Here is a 13,406-nt window from a genome sequence, read left to right as displayed (position 1 = left end):
CAAGTTTGAAATCAGGATGCGGATTCTTTTAGTTGATGATGAAGTTGAGTTAACTGACCCTTTGAGTCGAGTCTTAACCCGCGAAGGTTATACAGTTGATGTGGCATTTGACGGAGCAAGTGGCAGCAATTTAGCAATGCAGGGCAATTACGATTTACTAATTTTGGATTGGATGCTGCCGAGACAAACCGGACTGGCAATTTGCCAGAAGTTGCGATCGCAAGGACGGAGTACGCCAGTGCTATTTCTCACCGCCAAAGATACCGTAGACGATCGCGTACAAGGACTCGACGCCGGTGCAGACGACTATTTAGTCAAACCTTTTGAACTGCGAGAACTGTTAGCCAGAGTCCGCGCATTACTGCGGCGGCCTCCTACTATTGATGCCGAGGTTGCTGTCGGGCGGCTACAAGTTGCAGATTTACAGCTAGACTACGACAATCAATTAGCTTATCGGAGCGATCGCACAATTGACTTATCTGAAAAAGAATGTCAGTTATTAGAATACTTAATGCGCCATACCGGTCAATTGCTAACACACGAACAAATCCACCAGTATTTGTGGAGTGAAGCAGAAAAACCCAGCAGCAATGTATTAGCCGCTCAAATCCGCCTGCTGCGCCGCAAAATAGAAGCCCCGGGCGAATCCGTGCTAATTCACACAGTCTACGGCAGAGGCTATCGCTTTGGAGAAGCAAATTAAAAATAATAGCAATTGTACAAAAATCCCTCTTCCCTTTTCCTGACATCCATTACATCCGTTACATCTTGTACAGTGCTCGTTGCCGAACTTCCCTCTTCCCTCTTCCCTCTTCCTGACATCCGTTACATCCGTTACAGAATCCGTTGCCGAACTTCCCTCTTCCTGTCTATTATCGGGAAAGTGTGCACCCTAAACCCGCCCTTACCGATGTTGACAAACCAAAGTAATTACTGTCACCTCCGGGGGACAAAATAGCCTTCCCGGCGAATAAGTTCCCAAACCCCGATTCACGTACAGCAAATTACTCCCCACCTGATGCAAACCGCTAGCCCATTCCCAGTGAGTAACTACTCGATCGCAAGCCGACAGCAAAGGAATGAACTTTCGGATTCGTTTAGGAATCAAAAAGCCTATTTTTCTGACCCAAGCGTACAAAGGGCCGATACCAGGAATAACGATTTGACCGCCGTGAGTGTGCCCAGACAACTGCAAATCAATCCGCCAATTTTGCAGCTTTTCAGCAGTATCGGGATTGTGAGACAAGACAATCCGAGGAATCGCGGGATTTATTGATGCCATTACAGGTTTAGGCGCAAAATCGCCCGACCAAAAATCTGCCAACCCAACTAAAGCCAATTCTGACCCCAAAGGATAGACTGCTTCGTTGTACAAAACCCGAATCCCGACGCTATTTAAAGCATTAGTAACCTCTGTTTTTGCCCTCGGCCAATAGTGGTCGTGATTGCCCAAAACCGCGTAAATTCCCAGCCGACTTTGCAAGTTTTTCAATCGCTGCACTAAGGTGTAAATAGGTGCGGGGTCGTAGGTAATAAAGTCACCAGTTAAAAAAATCAGGTCGGGTTCAGCTTCATTTGCTGCCGCAATCGCCTCTTCTAGCAACCATTCCGACAGCCGCACCCCGTCATAGTGAAAGTCAGTAAGCTGTACAATTTTAATACCGGATAGATTTGCTGGAAGATTAGCGATTGGTATTGTTAAATACTCTATTCGCAGTTTCCCAGTTAATAACCTGTGCATAAATCTAAAGTTTATTGAGGACAGAGCGCCACCTTTAGCTTAGCAAATAAACAAGCAAGACTGCCAAACTAGATATTCTTCTCTTTTCCTTCTGTCATCTAAGTAATGACTACTAATTGCTAACTAATGACTACAGTCCTGGACGCAAAAACCGGGATTAATCAAGAAAATTGAAACATAAATTCTCAATCTTCATTTAGGCTTTCTTTCAAAATTTTTGGAGTCTTACGCGCCCAACTACTACAGCATTTTTATAAAATTATGACTTGCGTAACAAGCTGTTTAAAACGCGCTCGCTCTTCTTCACAGTGGCATTCCTGCCCCGCATCTATATTTCTTTTGGCAATTTTCAAAGCTGAGACTTGTGCCGCATCGCTATAGAATGGGGCTACCACCGGGGGATTGCCCCTACCAAACACTATCTCATGACTAATGATTTATTACTAAGTAGGTGGAAATAAACATGGCGTAGGGGAGGCCGAGTTTTGCATTAATAATAAACTGGTCGCTAGTATAGATCATTGCCTTACCGCCCCTACGATATTTTATTCTTTGTGGGGTCTGCCTAATTTTTAACTAATGACTTTTGAGGAAATCCGCTTCTTCTCAATATATTGCTGGTGGTAATCCTCTGCCATATAAAATTCACCAGCAGGTTGGATTTCGGTGGCAATATCTTTGTCGTATTTACCGGAAATTTGCAATTTTTGTTTGGAGAGGCGAGCGGCTTTTTCTTGTTCGGAATTATGATAAAAAATCACAGACCTGTACTGTTCACCTCTATCGGGGCCTTGGCGATTGATTTGGGTGGGATCGTGACAGTTCCAGAATACATCTAGCAGTGCTTCGTAACTCACCTGCGATCGATCGTACTCTATCAGCACAGATTCAGCGTGACCGGTGACTCTGGCGCAAACATCCAGGTAGCAGGGATTCGGCCAGTGACCTCCTGTGTAGCCCGCAGCAGTTGAGACGACACCCGCAACGGCGCGAAACTTGTGTTCAACTCCCCAAAAACAACCGGCTGCAAATGTGGCTTTTTCCATCGTGTTACTCATCGTATTGCGCTCAAACTCGGCACTAAATTATGCTTGACATATTCCCATTAGTGTGCATTCCCAAACCAATCGCGGTTGTACGTAGTTTAGCAAATATTGTCGTGCTTTCTCCAAGGGCTCTAAGGGCGATCGGCTAATTCCTCCTGCCAAAAATTGCTGCCAGTAACAGTGCTGCAAATAATCGATTAACCACAACTGAGATTCAGTATCTAAAGTTTTATCAATTTCCTTGGCCAATTCCAAAGCAGACCGCAGGTTTTGAGGCAACTGCTTCACCTTTTGCAGCAAATCATCGGGTATTGATTGCAGTTGCTGCCAAATAGAAATTGCCTCCCCAGGACTTCCCTGAGCCATCCCCATTACCTCGGGATGATCTAAAATCTCCGCGAATCCCGCTTGCTGCAAAACTTGTGCCATTGCTTGGGGATTCAGCCGAGAAAACTGGATTTTTTGACAGCGGGAAATTAAAGTCGGCAGCAAAGCTTCCACAGTCGGAGCAATTAAAACGAGCGCTGCTTTTCCAGGTTCTTCCAATGTTTTCAACAAGCCGTTAGCTGCTCCCTCACCCATTGTTTCTGCTTGTTCCAAAACTACGACTGAACGCGCAGCTTCTAGCGGCGGTCGGCTGAGAAATTCACCGATTTCTCGAACTTGTTCTAAGCGAATTTGTGGCGGTGCTTTCCGTTTTAAACCGGCTTCCTCTGCTTCCTTTGGCGACAGCCGTTTGCCTTGGCTCATGTAAGTTGGTTCTACCCAGAGTAAGTCTGGATGATTCCGCTGCCGCACGCGATTTTGCACGGAGGCTATTAATCGGGTTTCGGCAAGATTGGCTGAGAATAAAAGCTCGATGAAAGACTGAGCAGCTAAACTTTTGCCGATGCCGTTAGAGCCGACAAATAAATAACCAGGAGCAATTCGGTTGCGCTCGACTGCTTGTGTTAGCAATTCTACTGCTTGCTCTTGTCCGATTAATGATGTGAAATAATTCATGTTTGCGGAAGAAGGAAGAAGGAAGAAGGAAGAAGGAAGAAGGAAGAAGGAAGAAGGAAGAAGGAAGAAGGAAGAAGGAAGAAAATCTCGGGTTTCAGCAAGTCAGAACATCTTAAGCGTCGGGGGTGGTTGGTATAATACTAAAAGGTTATTGTGGTTTAAGGGACTGCTAAATAAGTGTTTTGAGTTAAGAATGTTAAATTGTAAGTTCTTGGAGCCGGACAGGGCATTGCCGTGTCTCTACACATTATCTAGCGCTATTTTTCAGAAGAGGTATTATTTAAATATCCCCAAGCTTCAAACCTGCTAGTTACAATAGTTTGAATTTCCTGAGCCACTTCATATTCAGGGCGATCGGCATTTATCCGGACAATTCGAGATTTATTTTCCTCGGCTAACTCCGCAAAACCTTGCTGTACAAGGCGGTGAAACTTCAAATCTGCTTGCTCGATCCGATCGCACCCTCCCCGGGCCCTTACCCTCGCCAAACCCGCCTCCACATTAATATCCAGCCACAAAGTCAGATCGCTTTCCAAGCCGCCGGTGGCAATTTCATTCAACTGCTTAATTAAATTTAGCTTAAGACCGCGGCCGTAGCCCTGATAAGCAATCGTAGAGTCAGTAAAGCGATCGCATAAAACAATCGTTCCCTTCGATAACTCGGGTTTGAGAAAAGTTTCGACGTGTTGAGCGCGATCGGCAGCGTACATGAGTAATTCTGCTCGATCGGATACAGATTCGCCCCCATCTTGTTTCAGCAACAAATGTCGCAGTCCCCTTCCCAGCTCAGTACCCCCCGGTTCGCGAGTAGCCACCAAGCGGACTCTCAGAAAGCAACTTGCTTGCAGGAACTGTATCAAGCGCTGTATTTGCGTAGTTTTACCGGCACCTTCAACCCCCTCAAACACGATCAGTTTGCCTTTCATTGCCCTAACTTTCCACCTGAATAAAATAAATCCATATTGTTCTGTGCATCTGTTCTAGGTTCGGTATGATAATAAAGTCTAAATGCCTCACGGCTGGAGTTGTCTATGGCTCGCTATACTGGTTTTTTTATCGTTGCCGTTCCGATCGACCGTCTCCGTCAGTCCCTGATTGAAATTTTAGAGTCATGCAATCTTGATATTATCTACAATACAGGAGATTCGGTCATGGCTCGCGAGCTCCCAGGTCAAGTTTCGATTGCCAAACTTGTCACCGCAGAAGTCCTAATTGAGAAAAACACGGCCAGCGACTCAGAGGTTCGCATGAACTTCGTGATTAAAAACGAAGAACTGCCCCTGCAAACCAACAACCACTGCCGTCAAATGTTCGAGCTAGTGAGTCGTTCAATTATGAACAACAACAACTGGCGACTTTTGGAAAGTATGGCACTGTAGCCATCAGTCAGTCGATTTTACATTTTAGATTTTAGATTGACTCCACAGATGAATCTGGGGCCTCGAACTAATCTCGAAACTTCTTTGGTCTCCACTTTTAGTGTCAGGGGCTTATATCCGTCTTGAGATGAGGTCATTAGTCATTAGTTTGTAGCTAATGACCGATGAGATCAAATCCGGTAGCATCGAAATTAATATTACCCACAGCTTGTGACACGGCAGTGCCGTTTCCCTACAATTAATCCAGGTAGGGAAACGGCACTGCCGTGTCCTTTATATGGTCACGAGTGCAACCGGAAACGATATGACCTCCGACTTTGATCTACAAGCCCTCAATTTAAGCTCGAAATCCCCGGCGCAAAAACAAAGAATTTGTAACCACGCTAACAGAACTAAACGCCATAAATGCTCCGGCCGCCGCAGGACTGAGTAGAATTCCGGTTGCAGGCAGCAAGATACCCGCTGCCACGGGAATTCCCAGAGTATTGTAACCAAAAGCCCAAAATAAATTTTGGCGAATCTTATTGAAAGTAGCGCGCCCCAGCTCGATCGACTCAACAACATCCATCAAAGCATTTCGCATCAGCACAATTTGAGCAGTCTCAACTGCGACATCAGTGCCGCAGTGCAAACCGATACCGACATCAGCTTGAGCCAAAGCCGGGGCGTCATTGATACCATCCCCCACCACAGCCACTTTACAGCCTTGGGCTTGCAAAGCCGCGATCGCCCGAGCCTTCCCATCCGGCCGCACTTCGGCCAAAACATCAGCCGGCGTCAAATCTAGCTGCTGCGCCGTCACCGCCGCCGCAGACGCCGTATCTCCCGTGAGCATCATCACCCGCAATCCCATGCCCCGCAAACGTTCCACCGCCGCCTTAGCATCTGGCCTCAGAGTATCTTTTAGCCCGATTACCCCCAGCAAAACGCCCCCAGAAGCCACGTAAACCGCCGTTTTGCCTTGCAAAGACCCCGACAATTCCGTCGCCACAGCGACCCCCTGCTCCTTCATCCACTCAGCATTCCCCGCGAACACCCGCCGGCCTTCCACCAAAGCAGAAACCCCGAAGCCCGGTTCCGTGCAGAAATCCTCAGCAGCTAGCAGCGGCAAACCTTGCTGTTGAGCTTCCAGCAAAATCGCTGCGGCGATGGGATGAGAAGCGCCCCTTTCCACCGCCGCCGCAATTTGCAGCAGTTTTGAGTCAATTGTGGAACAGGCATCTTGCCTGTTGCCAGAAACCCCATCAATTGTGGAACAGGCATCTTGCCTGTTGCCAGAAACCCCTTCAATTGTGGAACCAACATCTTGTTTGTTGCCAACATTAATATCTGAGTTCAAATCCCACTCCGAATTCTGGAAAATCGGCAAATAATCTGTGAGTGTGAGATTTCCGGTTGTCAGAGTGCCAGTCTTGTCAAAAACCACCGTATCTAATTGATGCACCCGTTCTAAAACATCACCACCGCGAATTAAAAGTCCGCGCTCCGCCCCGATGCCAGAACCGACTAAAATTGCAGTTGGGGTAGCCAGTCCCAAAGCGCAAGGACAAGCAATGACTAAAACTGCGATCGCCAATTTCAAACTTAACAGCAAAGGCGATTGATAATGGATAATTGGCAATTGATTTCCCATATTCATTGCCCCGTGTCCCATATCCATTGCCCCCTGTCCTACAAGCACAGAAGGCCAAATATGAGTGCCGGCAAAATACCAAAATAGGAAAGTTAAAACCGATATCGCCATTACCCCATAGACAAAATATCCCGCAACAGTATCAGCTAAATTTTGAATCGGCGCTTTGCGAGTTTGGGCTGCCTGCACCAAAGCCACCATTTGAGCTACAGTGGTTTCCTTACCGGTGCGAGTTGCCCGCATCACAACTGCCCCGGATTTATTGATAGTTCCCGCCGCAACAGTATCTCCTGGCTGCTTCAAAACCGGCATTGATTCGCCAGTCAGCATCGACTCATCTATGGTTGTTTTGCCTTCGCAAATTTCGCCGTCTACCGGTATTTTTTCCCCGGGCAAAACTTGCAGCCATTCTCCGACTCGGACGCGATCGGCGGGAATTTCAATGTATTGTGGATCGTAGACCTCTGATGTCGAATTTAAAGGCAACTCTTGCGATCGCAAATCTAAACTCGGGAGTTTAAAATCAACTAAGCGGGCTTTCGCCGGCTGCAATGCGATTAAAGCTTGCAAAGCTGATGCAGCGCGCCGTCTGGCTTGCTGTTCGAGAGTTTTGCCCAACAAAATAAAACCCAGCAGCATCACCGGTTCGTCAAAAAAGCACTCCCATCCCATCCGTGGAAACAGCAGCGCCGCGTTGCTAGCCGTGTAAGCTGTGACAGCGCCTAAAGCTACCAAAGTATTCATGTTGGGTGCATTTCGCCACAAACTGCGGCACCCGTCAACGATAATCGGGCGGCCCGGTAGCAGCAAAGCTAGGGTGGCGAGTCCCCAGTGAAACCAAATATTGCTGAGAATTGGGGCTTTTGTGCCGAGTACGTGACCTAAACCGGATAAAATAATTAGGATCAGGGCGATCGTCAATTGGTTTATTTGCTGTCGAATTTCTTGCTGTCGCCGTTCAATTGTTGCCGCTTCTGCTTCCCGCTGATTTTCACCTAAACGAGACTGAGAGGGAAATCCATTATCAGTCAACTTTTTCGCTAAAGCCTCTGCATCGACAGTCCCCGGTTGACACTCAACCGTCGCCACTTCTACGGCTAAGTTAACGCAAGCTGAAATTACGCCTGAATACTGCATGAGTTGGCGTTCCACAGCTTTCGCGCAGCCGGCACATTTCATCCCGCCGACATCGAAAGTAACAAGTTCTGGCGGTGATTCTTTAACTGGTATGATTTCTGATTGAATTTCGGGGATTGTTTTGGGTAGAAATTGCATGGTTTTTTTTGGTATTGATTAGAATATTTCGCCACTTCTGAAATGGTTGAATGCACTGTTTAGACAAATGTCTATATTTTGATCATAGATAAATATTGTGGCATCTTCCAAAAGTGTTAGTTTTTTTTAATTCTTATTAGTTGCAGGCGGTTAAATCCGCAGCCCGGGAGGGGTTTCAACTACTGTAGGACTGGGAGTTTAATGCTAAGACACACTTGGGACACGGCATTGCCGTTTCCCTATTTGATATAATGAGCCAATTGCCTAGTTAGTATCCAGCTTTTTTGTGACGAATTTAGCTATGACAGAAACACCAAAATTTTATATTGTCAAACGCCCTGCGGGGAATTGCGAGATTTTGCAGATCGCGCAACTTGAAGAACAAAACCCCAGTATTATTGAAAAGTGGGGTCCTTACGATTCTGCCGAAGATGCCATTGCCCGCCGCATCGGATTAATTCGCGCCGGCAAATGCCAGCCGCAATGACGAATTACTATTACTTTCCTCCGCATCGCGAAAGCTAACGTGATATCAAATCTGTTAGCAGCGGAATTATTCATATCTCTCTTCTCGACCTCTGCGTGAATCAGGGTCAATCCATTGTCATCTGCGGTTAATACATTCTCTTTTTTTTACCGCAGATGAGGGCAGATTAACACAGATTAACGCCGATGAATTATATAAATTTCGGTTGCACCGGACGGATTGCAAAAAATAGCGAAGCATTCGAGTTTAAAATCTTGGCTTTTAGCCGTAAATCTTCCCCCGAATGCTTTTTTTAACTGAAACCCTACACAGGTTTTCTACCTAGATTTAGAAGGTGCCGCACTCGGTTTTGCTTGCGCCGCATTCGGTTTAGGAGGTGCTGCATTCGGTTTCGACTCCGCCTTATTGTTCCCTGGTTTACCAGTAACTTGCTGTGTCAAAACTTCCATAGCTTTCGCGTACTGCGGATCTGCCGTTGTAGCGATTTTATCGCGATCGCGCCTCAATTCCTGTTTTTGAGCCTCGGTGAGTTCTACCTTAAAATCCGGTTCAATCCCGGCCTTGTTGATATCAGTGCCCTTGGGAGTAAAATACTTGGCAATTGTCACCGCCAAACCGGCACCATTTCCCACGCCGCGTACTGACTGAACTAAACCTTTACCAAACGTCTTTGTTCCCACCAAAACCGCGCGTTTGTTGTCTTGCAAAGCACCGGATAGAATCTCGCTAGCACTTGCTGAACCGCCGTCTACCAGTACAACTAACGGTTTGTCTGTGAGCTCTGCCTTATTTGCAGTTTGTTTATCGGCCTCACCGACTCGATCGACCGTCGAGACGATCGTACCTTCTTTGAGCCACATCCGAGCAATTTCAATACTTCCGTACAGCAACCCGCCGGGATTGGAACGCAAGTCTAAAATATAGCCCGTCACCTTTTTCTGTTCCAAATCCTTAATTGCCGATCGCATTTCCGATGCAGCATTGGCACTGAACTGATTTAAGCGAATATAGCCGACTTCTCCGATCGGAGCTTTCTGCACCGACTTCCGCACGGGATGAATTTCTATTTTAGCGCGTTTCAGCTTAAATTCTAATTCCTTGCTTCCCCGCAAAATAGTCAGCGTCACCTCAGTATCCACCTGGCCGCGAATCAAACTTACCGCTTGATTCGTATCCATGCCTTCTGTGCTCTTGCCGTCAATCTTAGTAATGATATCTTTTGCCAGAATACCAGCAGTAAAAGCCGGGGTATCTTCGATCGGCGAAATCACCACCAACTTTTTGGTTTCCTCATCTTGAGTCAACTGAATCCCAACTCCTGTCAGTTCCCCAGAAGTGTCAACCTGCATATTTCTGAACTCTTGAGGGTCCATAAACCGCGTATAAGGATCGTCCAGCTTCTTCAGCATTTCCCGAATTGCTTTGTAAGCTTCCTCGTCGCTGGTATAAGTCCGGTTCAAATATTCATTCCGCACCGCTTTCCAGTCAACCTGGTTAAAAGTGCCATCTACATAACTTTTGTCAATAATTTGCCAAACTTCATCAACCAACTCTTTAGGGCTTCCCCGAAAAGAAGCCAGAGATTTAGAACTGCAACCAGTGTTCGCAAGAGTTACAGCAGTGAGTACCACCGCTGCTGCACTTAGAACAAGCCCTCGTTTTGTTATAACCATTTGTCTGACGCGCGGGAGGAAAAGAGTTCAGAATAATTACGCTCAATCTAACACAGGCAAGGCCGGCTCGCGTTTGGCGTACATATATTATTCCACTTTGCCGACTTCTATTCAGGGCGGGCTAGGAGCAACGGCCCACAAGAAACTTGATGTTTTGTGGAACAGGCATCTTGCCTGTTCCTGACGGGCTAGGAGCAACGGCCCCCAAGAAACTTGATGTTTTGTGGAACAGGCATCTTGCCTGTTCCTGACGGGCTAGGAGCAACGGCCCACAAGAAACTTGATGTTTTGTGGAACAGGCATCTTGCCTGTTCTTCAGGGGCTAAGGATCGACCCAGCGATCGTCCGATTTAATCAAATCAATCAATTCTTGTACACCTCGGTCTTCCGGCACTTTCTTAATTTCTTCCCGGCCCCGGTACAGCGAAATATAACCCGGTTGCTTCCCGACGTAGCCGTAGTCAGCATCAGCCATTTCTCCCGGGCCATTGACAATACAGCCCATTACTGCTATGTCCAAACCCGTGAGATGCTTCGTCGCCTCTCTCACTTTGTGTAACACTTCTTCTAAATTAAACAAAGTGCGACCGCAGGAAGGACAAGCGACATACTCAACCATCGTTTTCCGCAGTCCCAAGGCTTGCAGAATGCTGTAGCAAACGGGAATCTCCTTTTCAGGGGCCTCTGTCAGCGAGACGCGGATGGTGTCACCGATACCGTCAGCTAACAAAGGTGCCAGGCCTGCGGTGGATTTGATGCGGCCGTATTCGCCATCTCCTGCTTCCGTGACGCCCAAATGCAGCGGGTAATCCATGCCGAGTTCGTCCATCCGGTGCACCATCAAGCGGTAAGCAGCAACCATCACCGGCGCGCGGGAGGCTTTCAGGGAAATTACGATATTTCGGAAGTCGAGGGATTCGCAAATTTTGATGAATTCCAGGGCGGATTCTACCATGCCTTCGGGCGTGTCGCCGTAGGTAAAAAGCATCCGTTCGGCGAGGGAACCGTGATTGACGCCGATTCGCAAAGCTTTGCCTTGGTCGCGCAGGGAAATCACCAAAGGTTCCAGGGTTTCGCGGATTTTTTCGCCAATTTCGGCGAATTCGCTGTCGGTGTATTCGCTTCTGTCGGCTTTCGGCTTCTCGAACACGTAAAGTCCGGGATTGATTCTCACTTTGTCTACGTGTTTCGCCACTTCCAGGGCAATTTTCATGCCGTTGTGGTGGACATCGGCCACGAGGGGCACGGGTTGGTAGGTGGCGTGCAGTTTTTGCTTGATTTCGGCTAATGCTTTGGCGTGGGCCATGCTGGGCACGGTGACGCGGACGATTTCGCAGCCAATCTCGTGCAAGCGCCGAATTCCGGCGACTGAACCGTCGATGTCGAGGGTGTCTTCGTTAATCATCGACTGTACGACGACGGGGTTGCCGCCGCCGATGGTGACGCTACCGACTTTGACTGGTCGGGTTTTGCGGCGTTTGATGGTGGTGTCGAAAATCGGTTGGCTAGATGCGCTTTTAGTTGGATTTGGTAGAGTTTGCATAAGTGAGTGCTAGTGTTCTGTTACCAAGCTCTATAAAATTCTGTTTCCTATTTTTCAGGTTGCCATAGAAAGGGTCTGTTTGGACAATGAGGTTTTGGGATTTAGGATTTGGGATAAAAATGCTCGCCTACCTCCCACTCACATGATGTCGGTTGGGTTCGTCGTGTTACGCAGGCATCACCGGGAACGCGAAGATAGGTTAATGAAGATTTTGGCTGCAATTTCTCGTTAGAATCTAAGTTAGAATCTGACAAATTTATATAAATACTTTGGAGTTTTCAGCAGTTATGCCAGATGAAACGATTAGGATTGTGACCAGCGATATTCCGGGCGAGTCGCCTCAAGTTGTTACTGCTGATGGTGGCAAAAGTCTGGGAATGGGGGGAGCACCTTTCTTGGATATGGAACCACTGCCACAGTCTTCTAAACCGCCAAAAGTTCCCGATGCTGCGGGTGAATTTAGAATTCATAATGTCAGTGTAGAGACATTAGAGCAAGAAATGGCTCATTTGCTGGCAGTTGTCGATCGACTCCTAATCCGCAGTGAAGAGAAGCGCGATCGCAAGTCTAAGATGGAGTTAGACGAAATTGAGCTATCGGTGGAAATTAACGGTCAGGGACAAATTAGCATCATCGGTAACGGGGTTGCAGCGGGAGGAAAAGGAGCGATAAAGCTCAAGTTTAAACGGGAACAATCAAAGTGAAATGGCGAAAAATTGGGCTGTTGTCATAGGTATTAATGAATACGAGCACCTGCAACGTCCGCTAAAATATGCTAAGCGGGATGCAGAATTAATGCGGGATTTTCTCTGCAAGGAGGCGGGATTTGAGAAAGTTTACCATTTCTCGGAAGACTCATCGGACAAACAGTTGCTGCCTACTAGATCGAACGTGCTGCGGTTGTTACACGTTAGGTTTGAACAGCCTTTTATGAGTGCGGGAGATAACTTTTGGTTTTTCTTTAGCGGTCACGGAGTTCGTCAAGATGGGTGCGATTATTTGATACCGACTGACGGTTTTCCCGAAGATATTGCAAATAGTAATATTTCAGTTAACCACATTATCCAACGCTTGCGACGCTGCGGGGCTGATAATATTATTTTGATTTTGGATGCTTGCCGCGATGAGGGAAAGTCAGTTGAGGGGATTGGCCGTCAAACCGCCGAACAAGCGCGGCAAATGGGAGTCATCAGCATTGCTTCCTGTAGTCCAAATCAGATATCTTATGAAATTGAAGATTTACAGCAAGGTGTTTTTACTTGTGCGTTACTAGAAGGATTGGGTACTCAAGGTAAATGTGCGACTGTTGAACGATTGAATCAATATTTAATCCAGCGAGTAACCGAACTCAATCGCAAATTTGGGAAACCCAAGCAAACACCTCTGACTATTGCTGAACCTATTGAAAAATCTCACCTAATTCTTTTGCCGAAATACGCCACGTTAGATGATGAGCGGACGCTCAAGTATGATGCTTCCCAGGCTGAACTCAATAAGAATCTAGATTTGGCAGAACAGTTATGGATTCGGGTATTAGTTGCATTTCCTGGGGGTGCATCTCAGTTTTGCACATATATCAAGTGGAAAGTTGACCATTGAGATAAGCACAGCGCAGAGAAAGGATAGA

At 47.1% G+C, this 13,406-nt stretch carries 12 protein-coding genes; 5 read left to right on the top strand and 7 right to left on the bottom strand.

Annotated features, from left to right (window positions below; genetic code table 11):
- Nucleotides 1-16: 16 nt before the first annotated feature.
- Nucleotides 17-703 (top strand): two-component system response regulator RppA, encoded by a 687-nt coding sequence (rppA, locus tag QUA47_RS05065; protein WP_190659991.1) that lies wholly within the window; start codon nucleotides 17-19, stop codon nucleotides 701-703.
- Between the two features lie 201 nt (nucleotides 704-904).
- Here the strand turns inward: rppA and QUA47_RS05060 are convergent, their stop codons facing one another.
- The 4 genes from QUA47_RS05060 to tmk all read right to left on the bottom strand — a co-directional run bounded on the left by QUA47_RS05060 (nucleotide 905) and on the right by tmk (nucleotide 4,715).
- On the bottom strand, nucleotides 905-1,741 hold the full coding sequence (locus tag QUA47_RS05060) for a metallophosphoesterase (protein ID WP_333429929.1): 837 nt from the start codon (nucleotides 1,739-1,741) through the stop codon (nucleotides 905-907).
- A 572-nt stretch (nucleotides 1,742-2,313) separates the two neighbouring features.
- Nucleotides 2,314-2,799: a peptide-methionine (S)-S-oxide reductase MsrA gene (msrA, locus tag QUA47_RS05055; RefSeq protein ID WP_445302482.1), complete on the bottom strand. Its 486-nt coding sequence runs from the start codon at nucleotides 2,797-2,799 to the stop codon at nucleotides 2,314-2,316.
- A gap of 27 nt (nucleotides 2,800-2,826) precedes the next feature.
- The gene (locus tag QUA47_RS05050) at nucleotides 2,827-3,789 is read right to left on the bottom strand and encodes a DNA polymerase III subunit delta' (RefSeq protein ID WP_333429928.1); all 963 of its coding nucleotides are present in this window, start codon (nucleotides 3,787-3,789) and stop codon (nucleotides 2,827-2,829) included.
- Between the two features lie 257 nt (nucleotides 3,790-4,046).
- The gene (gene tmk, locus QUA47_RS05045; RefSeq protein ID WP_333429927.1) at nucleotides 4,047-4,715 is read right to left on the bottom strand and encodes a dTMP kinase; all 669 of its coding nucleotides are present in this window, start codon (nucleotides 4,713-4,715) and stop codon (nucleotides 4,047-4,049) included.
- Between the two features lie 105 nt (nucleotides 4,716-4,820).
- On the opposite strand from tmk, the gene QUA47_RS05040 reads away from it, so the two are divergent.
- Nucleotides 4,821-5,168 (top strand): hypothetical protein, encoded by a 348-nt coding sequence (locus tag QUA47_RS05040; protein WP_190659999.1) that lies wholly within the window; start codon nucleotides 4,821-4,823, stop codon nucleotides 5,166-5,168.
- Nucleotides 5,169-5,505: 337 nt separating this feature from the next.
- On the opposite strand, the gene QUA47_RS05035 is transcribed toward QUA47_RS05040, so the two are convergent.
- Entirely contained in the window at nucleotides 5,506-8,076 is a 2,571-nt protein-coding gene (locus tag QUA47_RS05035) for a heavy metal translocating P-type ATPase (RefSeq protein ID WP_333429926.1), read from the bottom strand.
- A gap of 301 nt (nucleotides 8,077-8,377) precedes the next feature.
- On the opposite strand from QUA47_RS05035, the gene QUA47_RS05030 reads away from it, so the two are divergent.
- The gene (locus tag QUA47_RS05030; protein WP_333429925.1) at nucleotides 8,378-8,563 is read left to right on the top strand and encodes a DDE transposase family protein; all 186 of its coding nucleotides are present in this window, start codon (nucleotides 8,378-8,380) and stop codon (nucleotides 8,561-8,563) included.
- 317 nt (nucleotides 8,564-8,880) lie between these two features.
- Here the strand turns inward: QUA47_RS05030 and ctpC are convergent, their stop codons facing one another.
- Both ctpC and ispG read right to left on the bottom strand, forming a co-directional pair.
- Nucleotides 8,881-10,236, bottom strand: coding sequence for a carboxyl-terminal processing protease CtpC (gene ctpC / locus QUA47_RS05025; protein WP_333429924.1), 1,356 nt, complete (start codon nucleotides 10,234-10,236; stop codon nucleotides 8,881-8,883).
- A 322-nt stretch (nucleotides 10,237-10,558) separates the two neighbouring features.
- Nucleotides 10,559-11,779, bottom strand: coding sequence for a (E)-4-hydroxy-3-methylbut-2-enyl-diphosphate synthase (ispG, locus tag QUA47_RS05020; RefSeq protein WP_333429923.1), 1,221 nt, complete (start codon nucleotides 11,777-11,779; stop codon nucleotides 10,559-10,561).
- 287 nt (nucleotides 11,780-12,066) lie between these two features.
- Here ispG and QUA47_RS05015 point away from each other — a divergent pair, with 287 nt between their 5' ends.
- Entirely contained in the window at nucleotides 12,067-12,483 is a 417-nt protein-coding gene (locus QUA47_RS05015; protein WP_333429922.1) for a Pepco domain-containing protein, read from the top strand.
- Nucleotide 12,484: 1 nt separating this feature from the next.
- Nucleotides 12,485-13,378, top strand: a complete 894-nt coding sequence (locus QUA47_RS05010; protein ID WP_333429921.1) for a caspase family protein — start codon at nucleotides 12,485-12,487, stop codon at nucleotides 13,376-13,378.
- Nucleotides 13,379-13,406 lie beyond the last annotated feature (28 nt).

Source organism: Microcoleus sp. MON2_D5, assembly GCF_036701905.1.
Lineage (GTDB): Bacteria > Cyanobacteriota > Cyanobacteriia > Cyanobacteriales > Microcoleaceae > Microcoleus.
Note: the sequence above shows the minus strand (reverse complement) of the source record. Positions and strands in the feature narration are given on the sequence as shown.

Bases quoted from the DNA above. Each gene is read 5' to 3' on its own strand.
- msrA (WP_445302482.1), bottom strand. From the start codon at position 2,799: ATGAGTAACACGATGGAAAAAGCCACATTTGCAGCCGGTTGTTTTTGG.
- QUA47_RS05015 (WP_333429922.1), top strand. From the start codon at position 12,067: ATGCCAGATGAAACGATTAGGATTGTGACCAGCGATATTCCGGGCGAG.
- tmk (WP_333429927.1), bottom strand. From the start codon at position 4,715: ATGAAAGGCAAACTGATCGTGTTTGAGGGGGTTGAAGGTGCCGGTAAA.
- QUA47_RS05035 (WP_333429926.1), bottom strand. From the start codon at position 8,076: ATGCAATTTCTACCCAAAACAATCCCCGAAATTCAATCAGAAATCATA.
- QUA47_RS05050 (WP_333429928.1), bottom strand. From the start codon at position 3,789: ATGAATTATTTCACATCATTAATCGGACAAGAGCAAGCAGTAGAATTG.
- ctpC (WP_333429924.1), bottom strand. From the start codon at position 10,236: ATGGTTATAACAAAACGAGGGCTTGTTCTAAGTGCAGCAGCGGTGGTA.
- QUA47_RS05030 (WP_333429925.1), top strand. From the start codon at position 8,378: ATGACAGAAACACCAAAATTTTATATTGTCAAACGCCCTGCGGGGAAT.
- QUA47_RS05060 (WP_333429929.1), bottom strand. From the start codon at position 1,741: ATGCACAGGTTATTAACTGGGAAACTGCGAATAGAGTATTTAACAATA.
- QUA47_RS05010 (WP_333429921.1), top strand. From the start codon at position 12,485: ATGGCGAAAAATTGGGCTGTTGTCATAGGTATTAATGAATACGAGCAC.
- QUA47_RS05040 (WP_190659999.1), top strand. From the start codon at position 4,821: ATGGCTCGCTATACTGGTTTTTTTATCGTTGCCGTTCCGATCGACCGT.
- ispG (WP_333429923.1), bottom strand. From the start codon at position 11,779: ATGCAAACTCTACCAAATCCAACTAAAAGCGCATCTAGCCAACCGATT.
- rppA (WP_190659991.1), top strand. From the start codon at position 17: ATGCGGATTCTTTTAGTTGATGATGAAGTTGAGTTAACTGACCCTTTG.